25 protein-coding genes are annotated in these 26,568 nt (G+C 64.8%); 4 read left to right on the top strand and 21 right to left on the bottom strand.

The features are described from left to right. Nucleotides 1-87: 87 nt before the first annotated feature. The 6 genes from QA649_RS10450 to glpD are packed head-to-tail and all read right to left on the bottom strand — an operon-like array spanning nucleotide 88 to nucleotide 5,931. Entirely contained in the window at nucleotides 88-417 is a 330-nt protein-coding gene (locus QA649_RS10450) for a DUF2160 domain-containing protein (protein ID WP_283024097.1), read from the bottom strand. A gap of 10 nt (nucleotides 418-427) precedes the next feature. Beyond that, nucleotides 428-1,234 (bottom strand): carbohydrate ABC transporter permease, encoded by an 807-nt coding sequence (locus QA649_RS10445; RefSeq protein WP_018645277.1) that lies wholly within the window; start codon nucleotides 1,232-1,234, stop codon nucleotides 428-430. Beyond that, complete coding sequence (locus QA649_RS10440) at nucleotides 1,234-2,208, bottom strand: sugar ABC transporter permease (protein ID WP_130370617.1); 975 nt, start codon at nucleotides 2,206-2,208, stop codon at nucleotides 1,234-1,236. The genes QA649_RS10445 and QA649_RS10440 overlap by 1 nt, the downstream gene beginning before the upstream one ends. Beyond that, complete coding sequence (locus QA649_RS10435; protein WP_283024096.1) at nucleotides 2,208-3,293, bottom strand: ABC transporter ATP-binding protein; 1,086 nt, start codon at nucleotides 3,291-3,293, stop codon at nucleotides 2,208-2,210. The genes QA649_RS10440 and QA649_RS10435 overlap by 1 nt, the downstream gene beginning before the upstream one ends. Nucleotides 3,294-3,307: 14 nt before the next feature. Beyond that, the gene (locus tag QA649_RS10430; RefSeq protein WP_283024095.1) at nucleotides 3,308-4,384 is read right to left on the bottom strand and encodes an ABC transporter ATP-binding protein; all 1,077 of its coding nucleotides are present in this window, start codon (nucleotides 4,382-4,384) and stop codon (nucleotides 3,308-3,310) included. After that, nucleotides 4,381-5,931 carry a glycerol-3-phosphate dehydrogenase gene (glpD, locus tag QA649_RS10425; RefSeq protein ID WP_283024094.1) on the bottom strand — a complete coding sequence of 517 codons (1,551 nt, stop codon included), beginning with the start codon at nucleotides 5,929-5,931 and terminating at the stop codon, nucleotides 4,381-4,383. The genes QA649_RS10430 and glpD overlap by 4 nt, the downstream gene beginning before the upstream one ends. Before the next feature lie 249 nt (nucleotides 5,932-6,180). Here glpD and QA649_RS10420 point away from each other — a divergent pair, with 249 nt between their 5' ends. Beyond that, a complete protein-coding gene (locus QA649_RS10420) occupies nucleotides 6,181-6,432 on the top strand; it encodes a type II toxin-antitoxin system prevent-host-death family antitoxin (protein ID WP_283024093.1) in 252 nt (83 codons plus the stop codon). Continuing rightward, nucleotides 6,432-6,848 (top strand): type II toxin-antitoxin system VapC family toxin, encoded by a 417-nt coding sequence (locus tag QA649_RS10415; RefSeq protein WP_283024092.1) that lies wholly within the window; start codon nucleotides 6,432-6,434, stop codon nucleotides 6,846-6,848. The genes QA649_RS10420 and QA649_RS10415 overlap by 1 nt, the downstream gene beginning before the upstream one ends. 4 nt (nucleotides 6,849-6,852) lie before the next feature. Here QA649_RS10415 and QA649_RS10410 read toward each other — a convergent pair whose 3' ends face one another. Further along, nucleotides 6,853-7,698 carry a DeoR/GlpR family DNA-binding transcription regulator gene (locus tag QA649_RS10410; protein WP_018645284.1) on the bottom strand — a complete coding sequence of 282 codons (846 nt, stop codon included), beginning with the start codon at nucleotides 7,696-7,698 and terminating at the stop codon, nucleotides 6,853-6,855. A 122-nt stretch (nucleotides 7,699-7,820) separates the two neighbouring features. Continuing rightward, nucleotides 7,821-8,507, bottom strand: coding sequence for an HAD-IA family hydrolase (locus tag QA649_RS10405; protein WP_283024091.1), 687 nt, complete (start codon nucleotides 8,505-8,507; stop codon nucleotides 7,821-7,823). Nucleotides 8,508-8,661: 154 nt separating this feature from the next. Between QA649_RS10405 and QA649_RS10400 the strand changes: the two genes are divergently transcribed. Then, a complete protein-coding gene (locus tag QA649_RS10400; protein WP_212348072.1) occupies nucleotides 8,662-9,114 on the top strand; it encodes a nuclear transport factor 2 family protein in 453 nt (150 codons plus the stop codon). A gap of 101 nt (nucleotides 9,115-9,215) precedes the next feature. Here QA649_RS10400 and QA649_RS10395 read toward each other — a convergent pair whose 3' ends face one another. The 10 genes from QA649_RS10395 to QA649_RS10350 all read right to left on the bottom strand — a co-directional run bounded on the left by QA649_RS10395 (nucleotide 9,216) and on the right by QA649_RS10350 (nucleotide 23,584). Continuing rightward, a complete protein-coding gene (locus QA649_RS10395) occupies nucleotides 9,216-9,407 on the bottom strand; it encodes a hypothetical protein (RefSeq protein WP_028134810.1) in 192 nt (63 codons plus the stop codon). 220 nt (nucleotides 9,408-9,627) lie between these two features. Continuing rightward, nucleotides 9,628-10,038: an acyl-CoA thioesterase gene (locus QA649_RS10390; RefSeq protein WP_260385615.1), complete on the bottom strand. Its 411-nt coding sequence runs from the start codon at nucleotides 10,036-10,038 to the stop codon at nucleotides 9,628-9,630. 21 nt (nucleotides 10,039-10,059) lie between these two features. Next, the gene (locus tag QA649_RS10385; protein WP_283024090.1) at nucleotides 10,060-12,156 is read right to left on the bottom strand and encodes a 3-hydroxyacyl-CoA dehydrogenase NAD-binding domain-containing protein; all 2,097 of its coding nucleotides are present in this window, start codon (nucleotides 12,154-12,156) and stop codon (nucleotides 10,060-10,062) included. A gap of 2 nt (nucleotides 12,157-12,158) precedes the next feature. Beyond that, entirely contained in the window at nucleotides 12,159-13,439 is a 1,281-nt protein-coding gene (locus tag QA649_RS10380) for an acetyl-CoA C-acetyltransferase (protein WP_283024089.1), read from the bottom strand. Continuing rightward, a complete protein-coding gene (locus tag QA649_RS10375; protein ID WP_283024088.1) occupies nucleotides 13,439-15,706 on the bottom strand; it encodes an acyl-CoA dehydrogenase in 2,268 nt (755 codons plus the stop codon). Before QA649_RS10375 ends, QA649_RS10380 begins: the two co-directional genes overlap by 1 nt. A gap of 326 nt (nucleotides 15,707-16,032) precedes the next feature. Next, nucleotides 16,033-16,656, bottom strand: coding sequence for a flavin reductase family protein (locus QA649_RS10370; protein WP_283024087.1), 624 nt, complete (start codon nucleotides 16,654-16,656; stop codon nucleotides 16,033-16,035). A gap of 141 nt (nucleotides 16,657-16,797) precedes the next feature. Beyond that, complete coding sequence (locus tag QA649_RS10365) at nucleotides 16,798-17,397, bottom strand: TetR family transcriptional regulator (protein WP_283024086.1); 600 nt, start codon at nucleotides 17,395-17,397, stop codon at nucleotides 16,798-16,800. 33 nt (nucleotides 17,398-17,430) lie between these two features. Then, the gene (locus tag QA649_RS10360; RefSeq protein WP_283024085.1) at nucleotides 17,431-20,568 is read right to left on the bottom strand and encodes an efflux RND transporter permease subunit; all 3,138 of its coding nucleotides are present in this window, start codon (nucleotides 20,566-20,568) and stop codon (nucleotides 17,431-17,433) included. A 260-nt stretch (nucleotides 20,569-20,828) separates the two neighbouring features. Continuing rightward, nucleotides 20,829-21,935 (bottom strand): efflux RND transporter periplasmic adaptor subunit, encoded by a 1,107-nt coding sequence (locus QA649_RS10355; RefSeq protein WP_260385620.1) that lies wholly within the window; start codon nucleotides 21,933-21,935, stop codon nucleotides 20,829-20,831. 317 nt (nucleotides 21,936-22,252) lie between these two features. Next, nucleotides 22,253-23,584 carry an MFS transporter gene (locus QA649_RS10350; RefSeq protein ID WP_283024084.1) on the bottom strand — a complete coding sequence of 444 codons (1,332 nt, stop codon included), beginning with the start codon at nucleotides 23,582-23,584 and terminating at the stop codon, nucleotides 22,253-22,255. Nucleotides 23,585-23,665: 81 nt separating this feature from the next. On the opposite strand from QA649_RS10350, the gene QA649_RS10345 reads away from it, so the two are divergent. Next, nucleotides 23,666-24,145, top strand: coding sequence for a DUF2809 domain-containing protein (locus tag QA649_RS10345; RefSeq protein ID WP_283026007.1), 480 nt, complete (start codon nucleotides 23,666-23,668; stop codon nucleotides 24,143-24,145). Between the two features lie 37 nt (nucleotides 24,146-24,182). On the opposite strand, the gene QA649_RS10340 is transcribed toward QA649_RS10345, so the two are convergent. The 3 genes from QA649_RS10340 to QA649_RS10330 form a co-directional block, all read right to left on the bottom strand. Further along, the gene (locus QA649_RS10340; protein ID WP_283024083.1) at nucleotides 24,183-25,346 is read right to left on the bottom strand and encodes a crosslink repair DNA glycosylase YcaQ family protein; all 1,164 of its coding nucleotides are present in this window, start codon (nucleotides 25,344-25,346) and stop codon (nucleotides 24,183-24,185) included. A 116-nt stretch (nucleotides 25,347-25,462) separates the two neighbouring features. Next, nucleotides 25,463-25,717, bottom strand: a complete 255-nt coding sequence (locus QA649_RS10335; protein WP_283024082.1) for a hypothetical protein — start codon at nucleotides 25,715-25,717, stop codon at nucleotides 25,463-25,465. Nucleotides 25,718-25,837: 120 nt separating this feature from the next. Further along, nucleotides 25,838-26,083 carry a hypothetical protein gene (locus QA649_RS10330; protein ID WP_283026006.1) on the bottom strand — a complete coding sequence of 82 codons (246 nt, stop codon included), beginning with the start codon at nucleotides 26,081-26,083 and terminating at the stop codon, nucleotides 25,838-25,840. Nucleotides 26,084-26,568 lie beyond the last annotated feature (485 nt).

Below are 26,568 nucleotides of genomic sequence, written 5' to 3'. Positions count from 1 at the left end.
AACTGTCGCATGTTGTTCCTCCGTTGCAGCGACAAAATTTTATACAGGCCCGGGTTGCCCCCGGATCTGGCCGTCCCTTCGCAAGCTTCAGACCGTGCGGAAAATGAGCACGGCCGTGGCCAGCGAAATTCCACTTGCGAGCCACAGGCTCGAGATCTCAAAACCATCCTCACCGATCGGCAGCGTCGCGAGCGCGTCGGTGCCGACGAGGCCGATCCACGCGAGATGGATGACGGCTGCCGCAATCAGCGAGACGAACAGGCGGTCGCCGCGCGTGGTCGGAATACTGAGCACGCCGACGCGTTCGGCCTCGGGATAGACCGCGGCGAGCCACGTCATCACCGCCAGCGTGCAGGCCAGCGCGGCGAAGAAGATCGCGGTCGGCAGCGTCCAGGCCATCCATGCGATGGATTCCATAAAAACCTCCCTACACCCGGCCGAGCGCAAAGCCGCGCGCGATGTAATTGCGGACGAACCAGATCACCAGCGCGCCCGGAATGATGGTGAGCACGCCGGCCGCAGCCAAGAGGCCCCAGTCCATGCCCGCGGCCGACACCGTGCGCGTCATGATCGCCGCGATCGGCTTGGCGTGCACCGAGGTCAGCGTGCGCGCCAGCAGCAGCTCGACCCAGGAGAACATGAAGCAGAAGAAGGCGGCGACGCCGATGCCGCTCGCGATCAGCGGCACCAGGATCTTGATGAAGAAGCGCGGAAAGGAATAGCCGTCGAGGAAGGCGGTCTCGTCGATCTCGCGCGGCACGCCGGACACGAAACCTTCGAGGATCCACACCGCGAGCGGAACGTTGAAGATGCAATGCGCGAGCGCGACGGCCCAGGGCGTGTCGAACAGGCCGATCGCCGAATAAAGGTTGAAGAACGGCAGCGCATAGACCGCCGCCGGCGCCATGCGGTTCGACAGCAGCCAGAAGAACAGGTGCTTGTCACCGAGGAAGCGGTAGCGCGAGAACGCGTAGGCCGCGGGCAGCGCCACCGAGATCGAAATGATGGTGTTGAGGACGACGTATTCCAGCGAATTGATGTAGCCGGAATACCAGCTCTCGTCGGTGAAGATGCGCTTGTAGTGCTGCAGCGTCGGGGTGTGCGGCCACAGCGTCATCGTCGAGACGATCTCGCTGTTGGTCTTGAAGCTCATGTTGACGAGCCAGTAGATCGGCAGCAGCAGGAAGATCAGGAACAGCCCCATGATGAGGCGGCGGCCGGGGATCGAATGCATCAGGCCACTCCTTCCTTTGGCTTGAGCGCGGGCACGGGCTTGAGCGCGGCCGAGGGCTTCGGCTCCGCCGCCGGCTCGCTCGAAGCCTGAACTTTGCGCTCGACACCGGCATTGGTCATGACGGTGTAGAAGATCCAGCAGACGATCAGGATGATCAGGTTATAGACCAGCGACAGCGCCGCGGCCTTGCCGAGGTCGAACTGGCCGAGCGCGATCTTGACGAGCTCGATCGACACGAAAGTGGTGGAGTTGCCGGGTCCGCCGCCGGTGACGACGAACGGCTCGGTGTAGATCATGAAGCTGTCCATGAAGCGCAGCAGCACCGCGATCAACAGCACGCGGTTCATCTTCGGCAGCTGGATCGCCTTGAACACCGCCCAGCGCGAGGCGCCGTCGATCTGCGCCGCCTGGTAATAGGCATCCGGGATCGACTTCAGGCCGGCATAGCAGAGCAGCGCGACGAGGCTGGTCCAGTGCCAGACGTCCATCACGATGACCGTGACCCAGGCGTCGACCTCGTTGGAGACGTAATTGTAGTCGATGCCGATCGCGTTCAGCACATATCCGAGCAGGCCGATGTCGGGCCGGCCGAAGATCTGCCAGATCGTGCCGACCACGTTCCACGGAATCAGCAGCGGCAGCGCGAGGATGATCAGGCAGGCCGCCACGGTCCAGCCCTCGCGCGGCATCGACAGCGCCACGACGATGCCGAGCGGCACCTCGATGGCGAGGATCACCATCGAGAAGAACAGGTTGCGGCCGAGCGAGGCGAGGAATCGGCCGCCGAGATCGGTCGAGGGATCGAGCAGTTCCTTGAACCAGCCGACGCCGTTCCAGAAGAACTGGTTGTTGCCGAAGGTGTCCTGCATCGAATAGTTCACCACCGTCATCAGCGGCAGCACCGCGGAGAAGGCGACGACCAGGAACACCGGCAGCACCAGGAACCAGGCTTTTTGGTTGACGGTCTTGTCCATCAGGCGGCTCCCTCCACCAGAAGGCTGTCGGCATAGACGTGCACATGCGAAGGATCGAATTTCAGCCCGGCCGTGCCATCTGAGCTCGTGAAGCCCGCCGGCGCGCGCGCCGCGAGCTTGGCATCGCCGAGGCGCGCCCGCGCGAAACGGATGCGGCCGAGATCGTCGATGCGCTCGATCCTGGCGGTGAGCAGGCCGGGTGCGGGTGCGACCACCTCGACGAATTCGGGGCGCACGCCGATCTCGATTTTGGCACCGGCCGGCAGGGTGTCGTAGCTGCGGTTCAGCGCGATGATGTGGCCGTCGATCAGCGCCTCGCGTCCCCTCACTTCGGCCGGCAGGATGTTCATGCCGGGCGAGCCGATGAAATAACCGACGAACGTATGCGCCGGCTTGTCGAACAGCTCGGCCGGCGTGCCGCTCTGCACCACGCGGCCGTCATGCATGACGACGACGGTGTCGGCGAAGGTCAGCGCCTCGGTCTGGTCGTGGGTGACGTAGATCATCGTGAGATCGAGCTCGCGATGCAGCGCCTTCAGCTTGGACCGAAGCTGCCATTTCAGCTCGGGATCGATCACGGTGAGCGGTTCGTCGAACAGCACGGCGGCGACGTCGTTGCGCACGAGGCCGCGGCCGAGCGAGATCTTCTGCTTGGCGTCGGCCGTGAGCCGCGTCGCCTTGCGGTTCAGATAGGGCTCGAGATCGAGCAGGCGGCCGATCTCGGCGACGCGCCTGTCGATGTCGGCCTTCGCCACGCCGCGGTTCTTCAGCGGAAACGCCAGGTTCTGCCCCACCGTCATGGTGTCGTAGATCACCGGAAACTGGAACACCTGGGCGATGTTGCGCTTCTGGGTTGACAGCGGTGTGATGTCCTTGCCGTCAAACAGGATTTTCCCGCGCGAGGGCGTGATGATGCCGGAGATGACGTTGAGCAGCGTGGTCTTGCCGCAGCCGCTTGGGCCAAGCAGCGCATAGGCGCCGCCCTGCCGCCAGGTCATGGTGACGGGCTTGAGCGCAAAGCTCTCCTGCGGCGCATCATTGCCGCCGTAGGAATGGGCGAGATCGACGAGGTCAATGCGGGCCATTGCGCATCTCCCTCTTAAGTGCCTGGAGCGGCGACCAGGCGGTCAGCCGCATCGAACACAAACACATCATTCGGATCGAGCACCGCGTCGATGGTCTGGCCGGGCTCGAACTCGTGCACGCCGTGCAGCACCGCCACCCAGTTCAATCCGTCGCGGGTCAAATGCACGAAGCTCTCCGAACCGGTGATCTCGGTCACCGTGACAGTGGCATGGAAGGCATGGCGATCGGCCTCGCCATTGGCAAGAGCGAGCTGATGCGCGCGAAAGCCGACGCGATAGGCACCGTCCGCCAGCGAGGCATAGAGTCCCGAGGCCGGCGAGGCCGTGCCGCCGGCATAGGCAACGTGTCCGTTCCTCTTCTCGATGCCGACGAGGTTGAGCGGAGGATCGGAAAAGACCTGCGCGACGCGCAAGGTCTGCGGCCGGCGGTAGACGTTGGCGGTCTCGCCCATCTGCAGCGCCTTGCCTTCCCACATGCACACCGTGTTGCCGCCGAGCAAAAGCGCTTCGGTCGGCTCGGTGGTGGCATAGACGAAGATCGCGCCCGAAGCCTCGAAGATGCGCGGCAGCTCGGCGCGCAGCTCCTCGCGGAGCTTGTAGTCGAGATTGGCGAGCGGCTCGTCGAGCAGCACGAGATCGGCGCCCTTGACCAGAGCGCGCGCGATCGCGGTGCGCTGTTGCTGGCCACCGGAGAGCTGGAGCGGCGTGCGCTTCAGGAACGGTTCGAGCCGCAGCAGCTTTGCGGCTTCTGCCACGCGCGTCTCGATCTCCTCGCGCGGCTTGCCTTGCACGCGCAAAGGCGAAGCGATGTTCTCGTAGACCGTGAGCGAGGGGTAGTTGATGAACTGCTGATAGACCATCGCAACCGAACGCTGGCGCACGTCGGCGCCGGTGACGTCCTTGCCGCCAACCAGCACCCTGCCCGTGGTCGGCTTGTCGAGGCCGGCGAGCAGCCGCATGATCGAGGTCTTGCCCGACAGCGTCGGCCCGAGCAGCACGTTGAGCGTGCCGCTCTCGAGCGTCAGCGAGACGTCGCGGATGTGGTCGATACCGTCGATGGTCCGGGTCACGTGATCGAGTGTCACGGTCATGAGCGTCCTCCCGCTTCCAGCAGGGGACTTTGCGGCATAGCGTGGGCCCTGATCCAGTCGTCAAGCGCCGCGATCTCATCGGCAGATAGTCGCAGGCCGAGCTTGGAACGGCGCCAGACGATGTCCTCTGCGGTGACGGCCCATTCGTTGGCCATGAGGTAGCGGACCTCGCGCTCGGTCAGGGTCGCACCAAAGGCCTGGCCGAGATCCGCGGCGGATTTCGCATCGCCGAGCAGCTTGATGGCGCGGGTGCCGTAGGCGCGCGCGAGGCGCCGCGCATGCTCATGGCCGAGGAAGGGATAGCCGCGCTGCAGCTCCACGATCAGGCCGTCGATATCAGACACGTTCATGTCGCCGCCGGGCAGCGGCCATTTGCCGGTCCAGCCCTCGCGTGCTTTCGCACTGCGAAGATAGGGCGAAAGCCGCTCCAGCGCCTCCTCGGCGAGGCGGCGATAGGTCGTGATCTTGCCGCCATAGATCGACAGCAGCGGAGAACCGCCGGGCGTGTCGAGCTCGAACACGTAGTCGCGCGTCGCGGCCTTGGCCTCGCTGGCGCCGTCGTCATAGAGCGGCCGCACGCCGGAATAGGTCCAGACCACGTCCTCGGGCGTCACGGGCTTCGCCAGATATTCGCTGGCCGCCTTGCAGAGATACTCGATCTCCTCAGCCGTCGCCTTCACCTTGGCGGGATCGCCGTCATAGTCGCGGTCGGTGGTGCCGATCAGCGTGAAATCGTCCTGGTACGGGATCACGAAGATGATGCGGCCGTCGGCATTCTGGAACATGTAGGCGCGGTCGTGGTCGTAGAGCTTCTTGACCACGATGTGCGAGCCCTGCACCAGGCGGACCTTGGCTTTCGCATTGACGCCGGCGCCGCGGCCGAGCACGTCCTCGACCCAAGGGCCGCCGGCATTGACCAGCGCTTTCGCCCGGACCTGCGAGCGCTCGCCGGTCAGCGTGTTGAGCATGCTGACGGTCCAGACGCCGTCGGCCTGGCGGATCTCGGTGGCGCGGGTGCGGGTGCGGATCTCGGCGCCCTTGTCGGCGGCATCGCGCGCGTTGAGCACGACGAGGCGGGCGTCATCGACGAAGCAGTCCGAATATTCGAAGGCGCGGCTGTAGCGATTCGGGATCAGCGGCTTGCCGACCTCGTCGCGCTTGAGATCGACCGAGCGCGTGGCGGGCAGCAGATGGCGGCCACCGATGTGATCATAAAGGAAGAGGCCGAGCCGCAGCAGCCAGGCGGGGCGGAGGCCTGCGTGATGCGGCAGAACGAAACGCAGGGGGCGGATGATGTGGGGCGCGATGCCCCAGAGAATCTCGCGCTCGATCAGCGCCTCGCGGACCAGCCGAAACTCGTAATATTCGAGATAACGCAGGCCGCCATGCACCAGCTTGGTCGACCAGGACGACGTCCCGCTCGCCAGATCGTTCATTTCGCACAGGAAAACCGTGTTGCCCCGGCCCACCGCGTCACGCGCGATGCCGCAGCCGTTAACACCGCCTCCAATGATGGCGAGATCGAAAATACGCTCCAACAGACGCATCCCCCGGCGACCGCCCGTTCCTTCGAGCGGTTACTTTCGTTTTTGATTAGATCACACCGAAAAACGAAAGCAAGATGAAAGAGAGGCGACAACAAGTGAAACCGGAACTTTTTCTGTGAGCAGAGCGATGGAAAATTCGGCAGGCGACGCGGCTTGGACCGCGGGGCGACCGCCTCGGGCTTGAATGTAGTAACGTGCCTACATATAATCGCACCGACGGGACGTCATCCCGCATGAGAGGCGCAAGCGATGGTGACCACTCTCACCAGCCGAGAATTCAACCACGATACCAGCGGCGCAAAAAAAGCGGCTTCGCAGGGGCCTGTCTTTATTACCGATCGTGGCCGCCCGGCCCATGTCCTGCTGACGATCGAAGATTATTTGCGTCTGACTGGCGGGCACATGAGCCTGGCCGAAGCTTTGGCGCAGACGGGCACAGACTTTGATTTCGATCCGCCTCGCATTGCCGGCGGAATCTTCAAGGCCGCTGATCTCGACTGATGTTTCTGCTGGACACCAATGTTATCTCCGAACTGAGGCGACCAGATAAGGCTCATCGCAACGTCGCTCCCTGGGCCAATGCTATTCCTGCGGCGAGTTTCTTCATATCCGCTATCTCGATACTCGAAATTGAAATTGGCGCACGCCTGATCGCGCGCAAAGACACGGCGCAAGGTGCGCTTCTGCGTAATTGGATCGACAATCATATTCTGGCCCGTTTTGAACACCGAATTCTGGCCATCGACACGGCCGTGGCACAGCGTTGCGCGCAACTTCATGTTCCCAACCCGCGGGCCGAGCGCGACGCTCTCATTGCGGCAACCGCGCTTGTTCACGGCCTGACGATCGTTACGCGCAACGTCGGAGATTTCGAATCGACAGGTGTCCCCCTGCTCAATCCATGGGACGACACATAAAACCCTATCTCAGCCGCACCACCGGCGCGGCTTCCGGCGCTGCATCCTGGGCATCGGCCGGCGGATCATCGATGTCCGCTCCCTTCGGCATCGCCTCGACCACCTCGATGCCCTTGCTGTGGCAGATGGTGGCGAGGCGCTCGGGCAGCTCCTGGTCGGTGACGAAGGTCTGGATCTGGGTGATGTGGGCGATGCGCACCGGCGCGCTGCGGCGGAGCTTTGTGGAATCCGCGACCAGCATGACGCTGCGGGCATTGGCGATGATGGCTTGCGCCACCTGCACCTCGCGATAGTCGAAGTCGAGCAGCGCGCCCTCCTCGTCGATCGCCGAGGCGCCGATGATGGCGTAGTCGACCTTGAACTGTCCGATCAGCTGCGTCGCGGTCGAGCCGACCACGGCGCCATCGGCGCGCCGCACCGTGCCGCCGGCGACCACCACCTCGATGCGGGGATGGCGGTAAAGCAGCATCGCGACGTTGAGGTTGTTGGTGATGACGAGCAGATCCTCATGCGAGGTCAGCGCGCTCGCGACCTCCTCGGTCGTGGTGCCGATGTTGATGAAGAGCGAGCAGCCGTTCGGGATCAGCGAGGCGGCGGCAGCGCCGATCGCCTTCTTCTCGTCGGCCGCGACGAAGCGGCGCGCCTCATAGGCGAGGTTCTCCACGCCGGAGGCGATGATGGCACCGCCATGGATGCGGGTCAGCGATCTCCGCTCGCAGAGATCGTTGAGATCCTTGCGGATGGTCTGCGCCGAGACCTCGAACCGGCGCGCGAGCTCCTCGACCATGACGCGGCCGGAGGCGCGCGCGATGTTGAGGATTTCGGCTTGGCGATGGGTCAATCCGGTCACGGCAACGGCCTCAAATCAGGATGATGCATGGTGCGGCGGTTCGCGCCTTCGGTCAATGCGCGCGCCGATCACGGTTAACGGATGAAGGGCCCTCACCACGCCATTTTCTTACCAAGTCATTCTTACCAAGTCATGGCACTCGCAAGACGCGCGAGCAGCGCCGGATCGTCGAAGGCGCTGGCGGACGTGACCGCGCCTGCCCCAACGAGATCGGCGTGGCTGAGGCTGGTCCTTATGCCGACGGTCGGAATGCCGGCCGCCGCAGCGGATTGCACGCCGGTGCGGGAATCTTCGAATGCGATCGAGGTCTCCGGCCTCGCGCCGACGAAACGCAGCCCCTCCTGATAGGGCAGCGGATGCGGCTTGCCGTGCGACAGCTCGGCGCCAATCACGAGCGCCTTGAAGCGATGCGTGATGCCGAGACCGGAGAGCAGCAGCTCGGCGTTGAGACGCGGCGCGTTGGTCACGGCCACCATGGGAATGCCGGCGCTGTCGGCCCGGTCGAGCAGCGCCATCAGGCCCGGCAGCGGCGCGATCTGGCCGGCCACGAGCGCGCGGAAGACTTCCTCCTTCTCGTCGAGGATCGCGGCGCGCCGCTCGGGCGCCTCATCGGGCAGAAAGCGCTCACCGATCGCGACATTGGCGAAGCCTTGCAGCTCCCTGGAGAAGCGTGCGTGATCGAAGACATGGCCGTGCGGGCCGAGCACCTGGTTGAAAGCCTTCAGGTGCAACGGATCGGTGTCGGCGAGCGTGCCGTCGATGTCGAACAGCAACGCCTTGCCCATCGCACCCTGTCTAGCCTCGATCATTTCCGTACTTTCCCACATGCGCGACGCATCGATGCGCGAGACGTATCAATACGGCCTCGATCACGCAATGACGCATCCACATGACCACGACGTGACACTCGACAAAGCCGCGCGCGGCTGCAACACTCCGGCCAAGACCAAAAAGGAGGAAACGATGACGATCAACCGACGCGATCTGGCTCTCTCGACTCTGGCGGTTTCCGCGCTCGCTCTCACCACATCGGCGCTGGCCGCGTCAGCGGACGAGGACGCCGTGGCGAAGAAGGTCGAGGCCTTCCGCCTCGCCCAGATCGCGGCCGACCCGAAGGCCCTCGGCGCGCTGTGCTGGGACGATCTGAGCTACAGCCATTCCAGCGGCAAGGTCGAAGACAAGGCGACCTTCATCACCAATGCCACCGACGGCAAATCGAAGTTCCTGTCGATCGAATACAAGGACCCGACCATCAAGGTCGTCGGCCCCGCCGCGATCGTCCGCTTCCACTGGCTGGGAGAACAGGAAATGGCGGCCGATGGGAAAAAAGTATCGACCAACCTTCACATCCTGATGAACTGGCAGAAGCAGGGCGACGAGTGGAAGCTCTTGTCGCGGGCAGCGACGAAGTTGTGATGACGTTCTTGCCCTCTCCCCTCGCGGGGAGAGGGTCGCGGTGCGCTCGGCAAAAAATTCCGACCACGCTTTCGCGCGTCGAAATCACCGGCGGCAGGCGCTTACGCCGCCTCCTTCACATCGCCGTTCACCAGTTTGCGGGCAGCGCGCTCGGCTTCGCGGGCGTTGCGGAAGAGCTGGCCTTCGAGACGGTTGAAGCGGTGCGATGAGGCGAAGAAGCAGTAGCCTCCTTGGGAACGAACGACGATACCTGCGGTCTGCGAATCGACTTCGATGATGTAGCTGTCCGGCATGGTCCGTGGTTTCCTCAGTGCGGGCAAATAACGGCATCTCGGCCCAAAAGTTCCTGGGCATTTGAGGCCGTTTCCACCTCGAATCGACAGGCAATTGAGTACGCCGGGACCTCATCCGTTTTATGACTGGTTCTTGGCGAAGCCGCGACGCGATGACTCACGCGCGCCGCGTTTCGTTTGCAGCAAGTTTTCGTGAGACGAGACAGAGCGCCGCGCGCGATTACGTCGCGATGACAGTGTCGCTCGAACGAACCGCCTGCGGTCGGCCGTGCTCGTCGATCGAGACGTAGGTGAAGTTACCGTCGGTGACGAGGAACGGATGCTGCTCGCCGCGGCGCAGCGCCCACGCTTCCAGATGCACGGTGATGGACGTGCGCCCCACACGCACGAGGTTGGCGTAGACGGAGACGAGATCGCCGACATAGACCGCTTTTCGAAAATTCATCGCCTCGATCGCAACCGTGACCGTGCGCGACTTCGCGACCTTCGATGCAAACACGCCGCCGCCGACGTCCATCTGGCTGAGCAGCCAGCCGCCGAAGATGTCGCCGTTCGCGTTGGTATCGGCCGGCATCGCCAGCGTACGGATGCAGAGATCGCCGCTCGGTCCGGTATTGGATTGCTCGCTCATGCCTCTCTCACTTGGAATTGCTCACTTGAAATTGTCCCAGCCCGGATCGGGCGCGAAGCGCTCGCCGAATCGCTCCGCCAGCGCACGCAGGGTGGATACAATGTTTTCCACGCCGCGCGTGCGCGCATAGTTGAGCGGACCACCGCGGAATGGTGCATAACCCGTGCCGAAGATCATGGCGCCGTCGACCGCATCCGCATCGTCGACGATGCCCTCGCGCAGCGCCGCGACGCAGACATTGGACATCGGCAGCACCAGGCGATCGATCATCTGGTCGGTGACGCGCGGGCCGGTCTCCGGCAACGGCGCCTTCTCCGCCTTGCCGTCCTTCCAGGTGTAGAAGCCCTTGCCGGTCTTGCGGCCGAGCTCGCCCTTGGCCACCTTCTCGCGCAGCCAGGCCGGCGTCGGCGGCAAGAGATCACCGAACTTGGTGCGCAGCATGTCGCCGACGTCGAGGCAGATGTCGAGGCCGACCTGGTCGGCAAGCTCGATCGGACCCATCGGCATGCCGAACTGCTCGGCCGCCGCGTCGATCAGGCGCTGGTCGGTCTTCTCGTCCAGCATCACCATGGCTTCGAGCATGTACGGCGTCAGCGCGCGGTTGACCAGGAAGCCGGGCGAGCTCTTCACGGCGAGCGGCAGGCGGTCGATCGCGCCGACGAAGGCGAGCGCTTCCTTGAGCACCCGTGCGTCGTTGCCGTCATGACTGACGACCTCGACCAGTTGCAGCCGCGAGACCGGATTGAAGAAATGCAGGCCGACCAGCCGCTCCGGCCGCGCCAGCGTGGTGCGCAGATCCTGAAGCGGAATGCTCGACGTATTGGTCGCGAGGATCGCGCCCGGCTTCATCCGCGGCTCGAGGCCGGCATAGACCTTCTGCTTCAGCTCGAGCTTTTCCGGCACCGCCTCGATGATGAGATCGGCGTTGCGGACGCCCTCGCCGTCCATGTCAGGGATCAGGCGATCGAGCGCGTCGCGCACGTCGGTGGGCTTGCGGATGATCTTGCCGTAGAGCTCGGCCGCGCGCTTGACCGCGCCCGCGATCGGCGCCGCCTTCATGTCGGCGAGCGAGACGCGCAGCCCCTGCCCCGCACACCACCCCGCGATGTCGCCGCCCATGGCACCGGCGCCGATGACGTGGACATGCTTCACCGTATTGCCGGAGCCCGCCGCCTTCTTCATCTGCTCGCGCAGGAAGAAGACGCGGATCAGGTTCTGCGCGGTCGGCGTCACCATCAGCTTGGCGAACGAGGCCTGCTCGGCCTTCAGCATCGCGGCCTTGCTACCGCCATGAGCCTCCCAGAGATCGATCAGCGCGTAAGGCGCGGGATAATGCTCGCGGGGGGCAGCTTTCGCCGCCTCCGAGCGCATCCGTTTGGCCAGCAGTCCGCGCACCGGCCCGAGATTGGCCGCGCGCGCCAGCAGGCCGGGCTTGGCCCGCTTCAGGCGACCGAACAGCACGTCCTTCACGGCACCACGGACATGGCGCTCCTGCGTCACGGTGTCGACGAGGCCGAGCGATTTGGCACGGCGCGCATCGATGGTGCGGCCGGTCAGCATCAAGGCCATCGACTGGGTCGGATTGACCAGCGCGGTGAAGCGCGCGGTGCCACCGAGGCCGGGATGCAGGCCGAGCATCACCTCCGGGAAGCCGAAGCGCGCGCCATCGATGGCGATGCGTGCCTGACAGGCCAGCGCGACCTCGAGGCCGCCGCCGAGACAGAAGCCGTGGATGACCGCGACCGTCGGCAGCTTTAGTGCTTCCAGATGGTCGACCACCGCATGCGCGGCGCGGATGCGCGTTTCCACCATCTCGGGATCGGCCGCTCCGCGAAACTCGTTGACGTCGGCTCCCGCGATGAAGCCGGATGGTTTTGCCGAGCGGATCACGAGGCCGGCGGGACGCTCGGTCTCGATCGCCGCGAGCGCGGCGTCGAATTCCTCCATCACGTCCGAAGAGAGCGTGTTGGCGCTGGCGCCGTCACGGTCGAACAACAGCCAGGCAACGCCGTCGGCATCGCGCGTCAGCTTGAAGTGCTTGTAGGGACCGTCGGCCGCAGGCTGCGGCCCGAGCGTCAGGACGCGGTCGCCGAGGGCGGTCATGATCTTGGAATCCATGGTCACACCGCCTCGATCAGCATGGCGCCGCCGAGCCCGCCGCCGATGCATTCGGTGGCAACCCCGCGCCGCGTGCCGAGCCGCTTCATCGCGTTGACGAGATGCAGCACGATGCGGTTGCCGGAGGTGCCGACGGGATGGCCGAGCGAGATCGCGCCGCCATCGACATTGAGCCTTTCACGATCGATCTCGCCGGCGGCACCGTCGAGCCCAAGAATCTCGCGGCAGAATTTTTCGTCGTTCCACGCGGCGAGGCAGCCGAGCACCTGGGTGGCGAAGGCTTCGTTCAGCTCCCAGGTCTCGACGTCCTTGATGGTGAGGTCATTGCGCTGGAGCAGCGGTGTCGCCGACATCACGGGACCAAGCCCCATGATGCTTGGATCTAGCGCAGCCCAATGGCTGTCGACGATGACAGCCTTTGGCTCCAGCTTGTGCTTGGCTACAGCCGCATCGGAAGCAAGGATCACCCAGGAGGCGCCGTCGGTGATCTGCGAGGAATTGCCGGCGGTGACCTGGCCCCAGGGGCGCTCGAACACGGGCCTCAGTTTCGCGAGAGACTCGGCCGTCGAGTCCGGCCGCACACCGTCGTCATGGTCGAAGAACTTGCCGTCGCGGGAGAACGCGGTCTCGACCTCGCCTTTCAGATAACCCTCGGCCTGCGCGTGCGCGAGCCGGCGGTGGCTCTCGGCCGCGTAGGCATCGGACTGGGCGCGGGTGATGCCGAAGAGATGGCCGACGACCTCGGCGGTCTGCCCCATGTTCAGGTCGGTGACGGGATCGGTCAGCCCGCGCTCGAGGCCGATGATCGGCTTGAGATAACGCGGCCGCAGCTTGAACGCGGCGAGCTTCGCCGCCACGCCCTTGGCCGTGGCGAGACCTGCGAACCAGCGCACACCGGAATTCGACCAGACCAGCGGCGCATGGCTCAGCGCCTCGGTGCCGCCGGCCAGGATCATGTCCGCATGGCCTTCGCGGATGTAGCGGTAGGCGGTGTCGATCGATTGCATGCCGGAGCCGCAATTGATCTGCACGGTGAAGGCAACCATGTCCTCGCCCATGCCGAGCCGGAGCGCGGCGACGCGGGCCGGGTTCATCTCGTCCGCGATCACGTTGACGCAGCCGAGGATGACCTGGTCGAAATCATCTGGCGAAAACGGCTGGCGGGCCAGCAGCGGCCGACCGCATTGCACGGCAAGATCGACCGGCGTGAACGGCCCCGGCCCCGAGCGTGCCTTCAGAAACGGCGTCCGGCTGCCGTCGACGATGAAAACCGGTCGTGCCATCAGCTTGCCGCCCTCTGCTCACCGAGTTCCTGGAAGAACTGATGCACGTCGCCGGTTTTCTTGTAAATCGGCGACAGCGCCTCTGGCGCAAAATCGTCGACCTCGATGACTTTTGTGACGGCTTCGTGAGCAGCCGCCAGTTGTTCGCCCTCGGCCTGCGTAATCACGCCCTTGGTGACGGCCTCCTTCGAGTCGCGGATATGCGCGGCGCGCATGCGCTTGGCGATCGCGTCGGCGCCCGCGACCAGCTTGAACGCACGCTCCAGCCGGGCGAAACCGCCGTCGTCGTCAACATGCGCGAGATCCGGCGTGAGGCGCTCGCGCGCGGCCGACGGCTCCAGCACGATGCCAGCGCATCGATGCACGACGCGGTCGGACGGGCCGAGCACGCGCGCGCCGAAAGGCTGGACCACGAGCTTGAGGAAGCCGGCGACGAAGCGGTTCGGCAGGTTGGCGAGGATTTCGGCAAGCCGGTTCTCGATGGTCTTGAAGCCGGTCGCCATGCACCATTCCAGCGCGGCAAAGTCCTCCTTCTGCCGCCCCTCGTCCTGCCATCGCTTCAGGACGGCCGAAAGCAGATACAGTTCGGAGAGAATGTCGCCGAACCGCGCCGACAGCATCTCCTTGCGCTTGAGCGCGCCGCCGAGCGTCAGCAGCGCCATGTCGGCGCAGAGCGCGAAGGCCGCCGAATAGCGCGAGAGCTGGCGGTAGAATGGCGTGGCATCGCCCGCGTCTGGCGCCATTGCAAAAGCGCCAAACGTCCAGCTACGGCCGAAGGCGCGGAACAGCGTCTGAAAACTGTGGCCGACGTGCTTCCAGAACGCGGCGTCGAACGCGGTGAGCCCTCGCTCGCGATCGGTGTCCGCAAGCGCATTCATCTCGTCGAGAAGATAGGGATGGGCGCGGATGGCGCCCTGCCCGAATACGATGAGATTGCGGGTCAGGATGTTGGCGCCCTCGACCGTGATGCCGACCGGCACGGCGCGATGCAGATTGCCGAGATAGTTCTGCGGACCGTCGATCACGGCCTTGCCGCCGTGAATGTCCATGGCGTCGTCGACCGCGGTGCGCATCCGCTCGGTCGCGTGCAGCTTCATGATGCCGGAGATGACGGCGGGATGAACGCCGGCATTCAGCGCCGCGCAGGTCAGCCGCCGCGCCGCGTCGAGCTGATAGGCGGTGGCGACGATGCGCGCGAGCGGCTCCTCGACGCCCTCGAACTTGGAGATCGAGATGCCGAACTGCTCGCGGATACGGGCATAGGCGCCGGTGGTGCGCGCGGCATAGGCAGCGCCGGCCGCGGACAGTGACGGCAGCGAGATACCGCGGCCGGCTGCGAGCGCGGTCATCAGCATCTTCCAACCCTGCCCGAGACGCTCCTGGCCGCCGATGACGTAATCGAGCGGAATGAAGACGTCGCGGCCCCAATTCGGGCCGTTCTGGAACACCTGCATCGAGGGCAGATGGCGCTGGCCGATCTCGACGCCGGGCAAGTTCGTCGGGATCAGCGCCACGGTGATGCCGAGCTCTTCCTGATCGCCGACCAGATGATCGGGATCATGGGCCTTGAAGGCCAGACCCAGCAGCGTCGCGACCGGGCCGAGCGTAATGTAGCGCTTGTGCCAGTTGAGCCTGAGACCAACGACCTCGCGGCCATCGAAGTTGCCCTTGCAGATGATGCCCGTATCGACCATCGAGGCGGCATCCGAGCCGGCCTCGGGGCTGGTGAGGCCGAAGCAGGGGATGTCGCGGCCATCGGCCAGGCGTGGCAGCCAGCGCTCCTGCTGCTCTTTCGTGCCGAAGCGCATCAAGAGCTCGCCGGGCCCCAGCGAGTTCGGCACCATCACGGTGACGGCCGCGGCGATCGAGCGGGTCGATATCTTGCGCACCACTTCCGAATGCGCGTAGGGCGAGAAGCCGAGGCCACCAAACTCCTTCGGAATGATCATGCCGAAGAACTTTTCGCGCTTGACGAAGTGCCAGACGTCCTGCGGCAGGTCGCGCCATTCCCAGAAGATCTTCCACTCGTCGAGCATGGCGCAGAGCTCGTCGACGGGGCCGCTCAGGAAGGCCTGCTCCTCGTCGGTCAATTTGGCCGGCGCGATTTTCAGCAGTTTCGTCCAGTCGGGATCGCCGGTGAAGAGATCGGCATCCCACCAGACGTCGCCCGCCTCCAGCGCCTCGCGCTCGGTGTCGGACATCGCCGGCAGCACGCCGCGCGCCCAGGAGAAGATCGGCTTGGTGATGGTGTCGCGGCGGAAGCTCATGGCGGACCTCATGCATCGGCGCGGTGACAGGGCATTTTAGCGGAAACTGGCGGGGGTGCGTGAACACTTCACGGGCAAAAACAAGCGAATTGACGCGGCCGGGCGGCCGCCCAGGCCATAACGGCCGGGGCGTGGTGGCAGTTCCGGGGAAGGGGGAAGGGAGCGGAATGCCCCGCTGTCATTCCGGGGCACGCGAAGCGTGAGCTATGGTGCGCAATTGCGCACCTGAGAATCCATCGTGCGGCAGCGTTGGTCGATGAATGGATTCCGGGCTCGCGCCTGGCGGCGCGCCCCGGAATGACGGTGTGGAGAGAGTGCGGCCCGGCCTAATCCGGCCGCACCATCTCGAACATGTTTTCCGGCTTGATCTCGAAATAATCGCCGCGGCGGCCGGCGCGGACGATGGGGCGGGCGGCGGCGGTCTGGTAGACGCCGTCCTTGATCATGGCCTTGTCGATATGGACGGCGACGACCTCGCCCAGCGTCAGCCAGGCGTCGGCCTCCTTGCCGTCGGCGCCCTTGAGGCGGACGATGTCGGACACCTTGCACTCGAAGGCGACCGGGCTCTCAGCCACACGCGGCACGTTGACGAGCTTGCCGGGCACGGCGGTCAGGCCTGCGAGCTTGAACTCATCGACCTCGGGGGCGACATGCGCGGCGGTCGCGTTCATGCTCTTGGCGAGGTCCATCGTGGTGAGATTCCAGACGAACTCCCGGGTCTGCTCCATGTTCGCCACCGTGTCCTTCCAGTTGGTCGAGGAGAAGCCGATGATCGGCGGCACGTAGCAGAAGGCATTGAAGAAGCTGTAGGGCGCGAGGTTGATGTGGCCCTTGGTGTCGCGGGAGGAGATCCAGCCGATCGGGCGTGGCGCGATGATGGCGTTGAAGGGATCGTGCTTGAGGCCGTGGCCCTTGGAGGGCTCGTAGAAGTAAAGGTCTTTGTCGGTCACCGCGGGGCTTTCCTCATCCTTGTAGCCCGGATGGAGCGAAGCGTAATCCGGGGCCGCCAGCGCAACGCTGGACCATCCCGGATTACGCTTCGCTCCATCCGGGCTACGTCAGCCTGCTTATAGGAGAGATTTCTCCGCCCGTCAGTGGCGCGGCGACAGACCCGCGATGACGAAATCGATCATCTGGTCGATGGTCGGACCCGGCTTGGTGGCGCACTGGGCGATCATCTGGGGGTGGAAGAAGCGGATCATCGCGGTGCAGGCGCACAGCGAGGCCAGTTGCAGGTCCGGCGCCTCGAACTCGCCGGAGGCGACACCTTGCGCGATCATCTGGCCGATGACGCCGGCGATGCACTCCATATGGGCGACGCAGACGTCCCAGTCCTCCTCCATCGCGATCGCGACCATCTCGTGCAGCTTGTTATCGCCGACATAGCGCTCAGTGTTCATGCGATGGATGGTGGTGAGCAGCTCGCGGAAGCGCGGGAGCACCGGGCCGGGCCGGGTCACAATCCGCTGCGCCTCCAGCTCGACCTCGCCCATCAGGCTCCGCGCCACCGCCTGGTGGATCGCCTTCTTCGATTCGAAGAAGCGATACACGTTGGCGGGGCTCATCCGGAGCTCCTTGGCGATGTCGCCGACCGTGGTCTTCTGATAGCCGATCTGGCGGAACAGCCGCTCGGCCACCTCGAGGATACGATCCCGGGTGTCGCCTTCGATATGTTCCGCAACCAGTGTCATCTGTCAGGACTCGTCAATCAGCACTCTTCTCATCTATTCAGCCGCTTCGGCAAGCGGAATTGCGTGCTGGTCATCGCTCCCATGCTGCGGCGCGGCAGGCTGCTCAGGGGTGCCCGCCTCGTCCAGGCTCTTGCGGAACCAGAGGGCATAGAGGCCAGGCAGGTACAGCAGCGTCAGGAATGTCGCGACAAACAGGCCGCCCATGATGGTGATCGCCATCGGGCCCCAGAAGGCCGAGCGCGACAGCGGGATCATGGCCAGGATCGCGGCGAGCGCCGTCAGCACCACCGGGCGGGCACGGCGGACGGTCGCCTCCACGATCGCCTCGCGCCGGGTCAGGCCGTGGGAGACGTCGGTCTCGATCTGATCGACCAGGATGACCGCGTTGCGCATGATCATGCCGGCGAGCGCGATCAGGCCGAGCAGCGCCACGAAGCCGAACGGGGCATTGGCGACGTTGAGGCCGAGGGAGGCGCCGACGATGCCGAGCGGCGCGGTCAGGAACACCAGGATCAGGCGCGAGAAGCTCTGCAGCTGGATCATCAGCAGCGTCAGCATCACCATGACCATCACCGGGAAGAGGATGAAGATCGAGGCGTTGCCCTTGGCAGACTCTTCGAACGCGCCGCCTGCCTCGATCCGGTAGGCCGGCTCGAGATGATCCTTGATCGCCTTCAGCTTCGGCGTGATCTGGTTGGTGATGTCGGGCGCCTGCACGCCGTCGACGACGTCGGAGCGCACGGTGATCGCCATGTCGCGGTTACGCCGCCACATGATCGGCTCCTCATGGGCATATTCGATCTTGGCGATCTGCTGCAGCGGCACGGCGACGCCGTTGCGCGAGGTGATGGTGAGGTCGCCGACGCCGCCGAGGTCGAGACGCTCGGACGGGATCGCACGGGCGACCACGCCGACCTTCTCGATGCCGTCACGCACGGTGGTGACCTGCGAGCCCGAGATCAGCATCGCGAGCGCCTGCGAGACGTCCTGCGGGGTCAGGCCCATGGCGCGGGCGCGATCCTGGTCGACGACGAGCTTCAGGTAGGGTGACTGCTCGTTCCAGTCGAGCTGGACATCCTTGACGCTCTTGTTCTGGCGCATGACGTCGCGGACCTGGTAGGCGATCTCGCGCACCTTGTTGGCATCGGGGCCGATCACGCGGAACTGCACGGGGAAGCCGACCGGCGGACCGAAGTTGAAGCGGTCGACGCGGACGCGCGCCTCGGACAGGAAGCCATCGGCCGCCGCGCCCTCGATCTTGGCCTTGATGCGCTCGCGCGCCTCGACGCCCTTGGCGACGATGACGATCTCGGCAAAGGCCTCGTTCGGGAGCTGCGGGTTGAGGCCGAGCCAGAAGCGCGGCGAGCCCTGGCCGACATAGGACGTATAGGTCTCGATGTCCTTGTCGTCCTTGAGCAGCGTCTCGGCCTTCTTCACCGACTTCTCGGTGACGTTGAAGGCGGTGCCCTCAGGCAGGCGGAGCTGGAGGAACAGCTCGGGCCGCTCCGACAGCGGGAAGAATTGCTGCTGGACATGGCCGAAGCCGACGATCGAGGCAATGAAGACGCCGACGGTCGCGACCACCACGGTAATGCGGTGGTTGACGCACCATTGCACGATGGCGCGCAGGCCCCGGTACATGCGGGTCTCGTAGACCGCGTGCGGATCGTGGTTGTGGTGCGCCTTCATCTCCGGCAGCAGCTTGACGCCGATATAGGGCGTGAAGATCACCGCCACGAACCAGGAGGCGACCAGCGCGATCGCCACGATCCAGAAGATGCTGCCGGCGTATTCGCCGACCGCCGAATTGGCAAAGCCGATGGGGAGGAAGCCAGCGGCCGTGACCAGCGTTCCCGTGAGCATCGGAAACGCAGTTGATTCCCAGGCAAAGGACGCCGCGCGCATGCGATCCCAGCCCTGCTCCATCTTCACGACCATCATCTCGACCGCGATGATGGCGTCGTCGACGAGCAGGCCGAGCGCGATGATCAGCGCACCCAGCGTGATGCGGTGCAGGTCGAGCGACATCGTGTTCATGACGATGAAGACGATGCCGAGCACCAGCGGCACCGACAGCGCGACCACGATGCCGGTGCGCCAGCCGAGCGCCAGGAACGAGACGAACAGCACGATGACGAGCGCTTCCATGAAGGAGTGCACGAACTCGCCGACGGCGTGCTCGACCACCTTGGGCTGGTCGGCGATCAGCTTGACGTCGATGCCCTGCGGCACGGCCTTCATGAACTCGCTAGTCGCCTTCTCGACCTCCTTGCCGAGCTCGAGGATGTTGGCGCCCTTGGCGGTGACGACGCCGATGCCGATCGCGGCCTTGCCTTCCTGGCGGACGACGAAGCTCGGCGGATCGACATAGCCGTGGGTGACGGTGGCGATGTCGCCGAGGCGGAACACGCGGCCGTTGCTCTCGACGGGGGTCTCGGCCACGGCCTTGGCGCCGTCGAGCGCGCCGGTGACGCGCAGCGGCACGCGCTGTGACGAGGTCTCGACCGTGCCGGCGGGGGTCACGTTGTTCTGCTTGGCGAGCGAATCGAACAGCGCCTGCGGCGTGATGCCGAGGGTGGCGAGCTTGGCGTGACTGAACTCGACGAAGATCCGCTCGTCCTGATTACCGTAGACGTCGACCTTGGTGACGCCGGGCACCTTCAAGAGGCGCTGGCGAAAACCTTCGGAGACCTTCTTGAGCTGAGCATAGTCGGCGCCGTCGCCGGTCATCATGTAGAGAATGGAATCGACGTCGGAGAACTCGTCGTTGACGACGGGCCCGAGGATGCCGGACGGCAGCTGGCCCTGCACGTCGACCAGCTTCTTGCGCAGCAGATAGAAGAGGTACGGCACGTCCTTCGGCGGCGTCGAGTCGCGGAAGGTGACCTGGAGCGCGGTGAAGGCGGGCTTCGAGTAGGTCTGCACCTTCTCGAAATAGGGCAGCTCCTGGATCTTCTTCTCGATGGGATCGGCGACCTGGGTCTGCATCTCCTGCGCGGTCGCGCCGGGCCAGATCACGGAGACGTTGACCACCTTCACCGTGAAGAAAGGATCCTCGGCGCGGCCGAGCTTCTCATAGGAGAAGAAGCCGGCGACGCCGAGCACGAGCATCAGGAAGAGAACCAGCGTCGGATGGCTGACGGCCCAGGCCGAAAGGTTGAAGCGCTTCATCGCTCTCTCCGAAAAGACGATCCAGTTGCAAACAACGACAGCCGCTCTGTTCAAACCGTCGTCGCGAGGCAGCGAAGCAATCCAGGGGGCTGGGCAGATTCTGGATCGCTTCGCCGCTTCAGCCTTTGCTTAGGGACAAAGGCCGAAACTCACCTCACACGACGTAACTCACTCTCTTGTCATTCCGGGATGGTCCGAAGGACCAGACCCGGAATCTCGAGATTCCGGGTTCACGCTACGCGTGCCCGGAATGACGGCGGTTAGAAAGAAAGAGACGACACGACCCGCACCCGCTGGCCCGGATCGAGCTTCTGCACGCCGAGGGCGACGATCTTGGCGCCCTCGTCGACACCGCCGGTGATGACGACGTCGTTGCTCTCGTAGGACTTCACCGTTACCGGCTTGAGCGTGACCGCGCCGTTGTCGTCGACGACGTAGAAGGACGGCTTGCCGCCTTCGTTGAACAGCGCCGACAGCGGCAGCCGCGCGACGCGCTCGGTGGCGGCGTCCGACAGCGTCAGCGTCGCGGTCATGCCGAGCGCAACCTTGTCGTCGGCCTCGGGCAGCGAGAATTTTGCGAGATAGGTGCGCGTGGCCGGATCGGCGGCCGGCGCGATCTCGCGCAGCTTCGCTGCGTACTTCTTGTCCGGCTCCGACCAAAGAGTGACGCTGGCGACGCCCGACTTGGCGCGTCCAACCAGCGTCTCAGGGATCGCGACGACCGCTTCCTTTTCGGCAAAGCGGGCGACACGGATCGAAGCCTGGCCCGCGGCGACCACCTGGCCGGGCTCGATCAGCGTTGCGGTGACGACGCCACGGGCGTCGGCAGCAAGCGTCGCGTAGGAAAGGGAATTCTTGCTCAGCTCGAGCGCGCGCTCGGCGCGGTTCAGACGGGCGCGCGCCTCGTCGGCGGAAGCGCGGCTCGAATCCATCTGCGCGTCGGTGGTCCAGCCCTTGGCCTTCAGATCCTTGGCGCGTTGCTCGGCGGCGGCGGCCTGGGCCAGCACGCCGGTGGCGGCGGTCTGTTCAGCCAAGGCCTGCTCGGCCTGGAGCTTCAGGTCGACCTCGTCGAGGGTCGCGAGCGGCTGGCCGATCTCGACGGTCTGGCCGACTTCCACGAGGCGTTTTGCAACTTTACCTGCGACGCGGAAGCCCAGGTCACTCTCGATGCGGGGCCTGACGGTGCCGACGAAGCTCCGCTCGGGGGTCTCGGCGTCATAATGGGCGGTCGCGACCAGAACCGGCCGCGGCGGCTCGGCCTTTTCGGCGACGGTGTCATTGCACCCGGCCAGGGTGGCGGCCATCAGGGCCAGCGACACACCCGCCAAAAGCTTGGAATAGCTGGACAAAACGGACCGGACGAACATCGGAGGACACTCCTGCGGCTGCAATGAGAGGAATGTCGACTAATCACTGATAAAAGTCAATAATCGTCAGTCATCAGGAAAGCGTGATCGTTAAGAGGTGGTAAGGATTGGAAGGACCCTTCGGGGGGTGTGATTGTAGGGCTGGCTGACGCCCGTAGACCGGATGGAGCGCAGCGCATCCGGGGCCTCGGGCGAGATACCGCAGGGTGGGCAAAGGCGCGTAGCGCCGTGCCCACCATCTCTCATTTGAGGATCACAATAACGGTCTGGTGGGCACGCTGCGCTTTGCCGACCCTACGGGACCGTTCACACGGCTCTCACCGCCCCTGTCCGGCGAACTCGTGCTTGGTGTCGTGGCCGCCCACAAACACCAGGATGCCGGCGAGCAGCGGCAGGACCGCGAGGACGAGCAGACCGGTCGAGGTCTGCCCCGTGGCCTCCTTGACCCAGCCGATCAGGTACGGGCCGCCGAAGCCGGCGAGGTTGCCGATCGAGTTGATCAGCGCGATGGCGCCGGCGGCGGCCGTGCCGGAGAGCCAGGCGGTCGGCAGGGTCCAGAACACGCCGAAGCAGCAGAACACGCCGATCGCGGCCACCGTCAGCGCCACCATCGTCATGGTGGGATCGGTGAGATAGGAGGAGACGCCGAGCGCGACCGCCGTGAGCAGCAGCGGCGCGCCGACATGCATCACGCGTTCGCGCGTCGCATCGGAATGCCGCGCCCACAGGATCATGGCGATGGTACCGAACAGGTACGGAATCGCGGTGACGAAGCCGGTCTGCGCGTTGGTGAGGCCGAACGCCTTGACGATCTGCGGCAGCCAGAACTGCATGCCGTAGAGCGCGCCGACGAAGCCGAAATAGATCAGGCTGAGTGCGATCACCTTGGGCGAGGACAGCGCCTCGCCGAGCGAGAGATGCTTCACCGCCTGCTTGGCCGCGATCTCCGAATCGAGCTTCGCCTTGAGCCAGGCCTTCTGCTCGACCGAGAGCCAGTCCGCCTTCTCCGGCTTGTCGGTGAGATAGAACCAGGTGACGATGCCGAGCAGCACGGACGGAATGCCCTCGATGATGAACAGCCACTGCCAGCCCCTCAGCCCCATCAAACCGTCGAGCCCGAGCAGCAGGCCCGAGATCGGCGCGCCGATCACGGTCGAGACCGGCACCGCGACGGCGAAGGCGGCGAGGAAGCGGGCGCGATACTCGGCCGGATACCAATAGGTGAGATAGAGGATGATGCCGGGGAAGAAGCCGGCTTCGGCGACGCCGAGCAGGAAGCGCAGGACGTAGAAGCTGGTCACGCCGCTGACCATCGCCATCAAGGCGGAGATGATGCCCCAGGTCACCATGATGCGGGCGATCCAGCGGCTGGCGCCGAACTTCTCCAGCGCGAGGTTGCTCGGCACCTCGAAGATGAAATAGCCGATGAAGAAGATGCCGGCGCCCCAGGAGAAGATCAGCGGCGTGAACTTCAGCTCCGCATTCATGGTCAGCGCGGCGAAGCCGAGATTGACGCGATCGAGATAGGAGAAGAAGTAGGCCAGCACCAGGAACGGAATCAGGCGCCAGGAGATGGCGCGGATTGTCGAGATCTCGATTTCGCTCTTGGCGGCGCCGGCGGAACCGGCATAGGTCGTGGTCTGGCTCATGGCTTTCCCCCCGGGGTTGTTGCTTTTATGGGCTGGCTCGCGGTTTTCCGCATTGCGGGCAAAGAGTCAATGGAGCGAGCAATGCACGGGACGCAACCAGTCAACCCCATTGCACCGCTCCGGACATCGCTGGTCCGCGCCGCCCTCGCGTTGATCGTGATCGCCTGCGGGCTGTCCCTGCGCTGGTACAGTTTTCCGCTTGGCCTCCCCGCCTTCGTGGTGAAGTACGGCGGCTCGCTGCTGTGGGCGACAATGGTGTTCTTGCTGGTCGGGGTCTTGCTGCCGCGGCTGACGCGGACGCAACTCGCGGCCATCGCGATGGTGATTGCGGTCGTCGTGGAATTCTCCCGGCTGGCGCATGTGCCCTGGCTCGACGCATTCCGGCTCACCACCGCCGGCGCGCTGCTGCTCGGGCGGATATTCTCGCTGTGGAATCTTGTGGCCTATGCTGTGGGGATTGCGTTCGGCGTTTGGATCGATCAGCTCGCCACGACACGCGGTCTTGTAGGGTGGGCAAAGCGAAGCGCGCCCACCACAAGCAGATGGTGGGCACGGCGCTGACGCGCCTTTGCCCACCCTGCGAGACCGATGCCTGGTCTCACTCAGCCAGCTGAAACCGCTCGAAGCGACCGAGCTCGTCCTCGATCACGCGCTTGAGCTCCTTGCGTCCCGCCGTCTTCCTGCCCTGCCCGACCCAGGTCCATTTCTGCATCAGGAGCTTCTTTGCCTGCCGGTCGGTCTTGAGGTCGAGCGCGGCGACGATCTCGTCGCCGACCAGCACCGGCAGCGCGAAATAGCCGAGCTTGCGCTTGGCCTTCGGCACGTAGGCCTCGAACAGATGGTTGTAGCCGAAGATGAGGTTGGTGCGCTTGCGCTGGATGATCAGGGGATCGAACGGCGAGAGGATGTGGACGAGATCGGGCGACACCTCGCCGTTCGTTTCCAGCGCCGCCGGCGTGGCCCAATGCTCCTGCTTGCCGGCCCCCTCGATCGCGACCGGGATGAGCTCGCCGCGGCGAACGCGCGTGGCGATCATTCCCGCCACGGCTTTCTTGCGCGGCGCGTCGAGATGGCAGATCGAATCCAGGCTGACGACGCCCTGTGAGCGCAGCGCGCGGTCGAGCAGATAGGCCGTGAAGTCCTTGTTCGAGGCCGGCTTCGGGAGCTTGTCCCAGCCGAAATGGCGCGTCATCAGCTCATAGGTCTTGAGCATGCCCTGGCGCTCGCTGATGGTCGCAACGCCGGTGTAGAAGGCGAGCTGCAACGCCCGCTTCGAAGGCTTGCGGCTCTGCCAAAGGTGCTCCTTCTCGGTGAGCACGTCGTCCTCGATGTCGCGGATCGTCAGCGGGCCGGCGCGCAGCAGCCGCATCACCTTGCGCGTGTCGGCCGGCTTGACCGAGGCGTACCATTTGTGGCCCTCGCGGCGGTGCTCGCGCATCGCGGGGAGAAAGAAGCGGAAGTCGCCGGCCGGGATGTAAGAGAGCGCATGGGTCCAGTATTCGAACACGCTTTTGTCCGCGCTCTGGGCCTGGCGCAGATCGGCGCGGCGATAGGACGGGATGCGGCTGAACAGGATGTGATGGTGGCAGCGCTCGATGACGTTGATGGTGTCGATCTGGACATAGCCGAGATGAGCGACCGCGTCGGCGACGGCCTGCGGCCCCTCGCCGAACGGGGTGCGCTCATCCAGCCGCTGGGCATGCAGCCAGATTTGCCGGGCCTGTGTCGTGGTGAGGGAGAGAGGTTTGGGCGCGCGGGACATTGCAGGACACAATGTAGCGGGATTCGCGCCAAGAAAAAGAACGGGGCAAAGCAGCCGTCAAAGAAAAAGCCGCGCTGCCATCTGCTGACAGCGCGGCTGGACGGCGCGCGGCGCGGCTACTTCATCGACATCGCCTTCTGCGACTTCATGTAGTGCGTGCAGGCGCTCTTCATCTTGCCGTTGCTCATGTCGGTGTTGGCCATGGCCATTTCCTTGTTGGCTGCCATCTTGGCCGGCGTATCGGGTGTGCCGCCCATCATGGCGGCGGTCTTCATCATGTTATCCTTGGTGCACGCCATCATGGCGGCGGATGCGGGGGACAGCGAAAGAGTGAACGCGACAAAGGCTGCGGCCGTGAGCAAGATCTTCATCAAAAGTCTCCTCCGTAAAACGAAACCGGCGTCATGCCGGCCATCGCAATTACGTATTCTCTCGCGCGGACGTTTCGCGGAGAAGACAATTTTCTTGCTGCAGTGCGAAGGCAGAAGCGGTCAGCGACTGTCCTTTGGTGCCCCGGACCGGCCACCGAGACTGCCTGTCGCGACATCCGGCTCACACGATGCCCTGCCGCGCCCTTCGGCCTGGCAGCGATAGACGCTGCCGGTGAGACGGTCGACAAGCCACATGTTCTCGTCGGTCGGCGCTCCGAGGCCCACATAGCGCGAGGTGATGCCCGTGATCAGCGTCGACAGCAGGATCGCCACCGCGATCATCGCCGCGCCGATATAGATGGGCAGGGAGCTCAGGGACACTGTCCGATCCGGTGGACCGCTGCGATAGAACTGGTCACTTGGCCTCGGCACTGGACGGAACTCGGCTCCCTTCATTCGCACTTGTCGGATAAGGCATCGTGCTAGGCATGCATCTGGCCGAAAAATTGTTCGCAGACTGGCCATCGCGCGACGGCTTTGCGACGATCGGTGAGCACAGGTTTCGTCTTGTGAACCGGCCTTGCGGTTCGCGGCGGCTATCCATGGTGATTTGGGTCACGCCAGGACAACCGCAGCTCGAACCCGCGCTGGGTAGGATGCGACCACTCCTCTTCCCCCCGCTCGCGCCCCTCCCCGGACCGGACCGCACGGCTGGGCCATCATGCGGCAGAAACCCGCAAATTGCGCCAGGATGGCCTTAAAGCCTCCATTTCTACCGTGACAAAGATCACACTTTGGGTTTTGAACCTCCCCTATGCTCGCAGCATCAAATCGCCATCAGGCGTTACAGC

The organism is Bradyrhizobium sp. CB1717 (genome assembly GCF_029714325.1).
In the GTDB taxonomy this organism is placed as follows: Bacteria; Pseudomonadota; Alphaproteobacteria; order Rhizobiales; family Xanthobacteraceae; genus Bradyrhizobium.
The sequence above is the reverse complement of the archived record's forward strand: the minus strand, read 5'-3'. Positions and strand labels throughout refer to the sequence as shown.

Excerpts from the sequence above, each read along its gene's own strand:
- QA649_RS10375 (WP_283024088.1), bottom strand. The coding sequence starts at position 15,706 with ATGAGCTTCCGCCGCGACACCATCACCAAGCCGATCTTCTCCTGGGCG.
- QA649_RS10350 (WP_283024084.1), bottom strand. The coding sequence starts at position 23,584 with ATGAGCCAGACCACGACCTATGCCGGTTCCGCCGGCGCCGCCAAGAGC.
- QA649_RS10360 (WP_283024085.1), bottom strand. The coding sequence starts at position 20,568 with ATGAAGCGCTTCAACCTTTCGGCCTGGGCCGTCAGCCATCCGACGCTG.
- QA649_RS10450 (WP_283024097.1), bottom strand. The coding sequence starts at position 417 with ATGGAATCCATCGCATGGATGGCCTGGACGCTGCCGACCGCGATCTTC.
- QA649_RS10335 (WP_283024082.1), bottom strand. The coding sequence starts at position 25,717 with ATGAAGATCTTGCTCACGGCCGCAGCCTTTGTCGCGTTCACTCTTTCG.
- QA649_RS10430 (WP_283024095.1), bottom strand. The coding sequence starts at position 4,384 with ATGACCGTGACACTCGATCACGTGACCCGGACCATCGACGGTATCGAC.
- QA649_RS10405 (WP_283024091.1), bottom strand. The coding sequence starts at position 8,507 with ATGATCGAGGCTAGACAGGGTGCGATGGGCAAGGCGTTGCTGTTCGAC.
- QA649_RS10340 (WP_283024083.1), bottom strand. The coding sequence starts at position 25,346 with ATGTCCCGCGCGCCCAAACCTCTCTCCCTCACCACGACACAGGCCCGG.
- QA649_RS10435 (WP_283024096.1), bottom strand. The coding sequence starts at position 3,293 with ATGGCCCGCATTGACCTCGTCGATCTCGCCCATTCCTACGGCGGCAAT.
- QA649_RS10355 (WP_260385620.1), bottom strand. The coding sequence starts at position 21,935 with ATGTTCGTCCGGTCCGTTTTGTCCAGCTATTCCAAGCTTTTGGCGGGT.
- QA649_RS10415 (WP_283024092.1), top strand. The coding sequence starts at position 6,432 with ATGTTTCTGCTGGACACCAATGTTATCTCCGAACTGAGGCGACCAGAT.
- QA649_RS10400 (WP_212348072.1), top strand. The coding sequence starts at position 8,662 with ATGACGATCAACCGACGCGATCTGGCTCTCTCGACTCTGGCGGTTTCC.
- QA649_RS10345 (WP_283026007.1), top strand. The coding sequence starts at position 23,666 with ATGCACGGGACGCAACCAGTCAACCCCATTGCACCGCTCCGGACATCG.
- QA649_RS10420 (WP_283024093.1), top strand. The coding sequence starts at position 6,181 with ATGGTGACCACTCTCACCAGCCGAGAATTCAACCACGATACCAGCGGC.
- QA649_RS10395 (WP_028134810.1), bottom strand. The coding sequence starts at position 9,407 with ATGCCGGACAGCTACATCATCGAAGTCGATTCGCAGACCGCAGGTATC.
- QA649_RS10390 (WP_260385615.1), bottom strand. The coding sequence starts at position 10,038 with ATGAGCGAGCAATCCAATACCGGACCGAGCGGCGATCTCTGCATCCGT.
- QA649_RS10365 (WP_283024086.1), bottom strand. The coding sequence starts at position 17,397 with ATGACACTGGTTGCGGAACATATCGAAGGCGACACCCGGGATCGTATC.
- QA649_RS10440 (WP_130370617.1), bottom strand. The coding sequence starts at position 2,208 with ATGGACAAGACCGTCAACCAAAAAGCCTGGTTCCTGGTGCTGCCGGTG.
- QA649_RS10445 (WP_018645277.1), bottom strand. The coding sequence starts at position 1,234 with ATGCATTCGATCCCCGGCCGCCGCCTCATCATGGGGCTGTTCCTGATC.
- QA649_RS10380 (WP_283024089.1), bottom strand. The coding sequence starts at position 13,439 with ATGGCACGACCGGTTTTCATCGTCGACGGCAGCCGGACGCCGTTTCTG.
- glpD (WP_283024094.1), bottom strand. The coding sequence starts at position 5,931 with ATGCGTCTGTTGGAGCGTATTTTCGATCTCGCCATCATTGGAGGCGGT.
- QA649_RS10385 (WP_283024090.1), bottom strand. The coding sequence starts at position 12,156 with ATGGATTCCAAGATCATGACCGCCCTCGGCGACCGCGTCCTGACGCTC.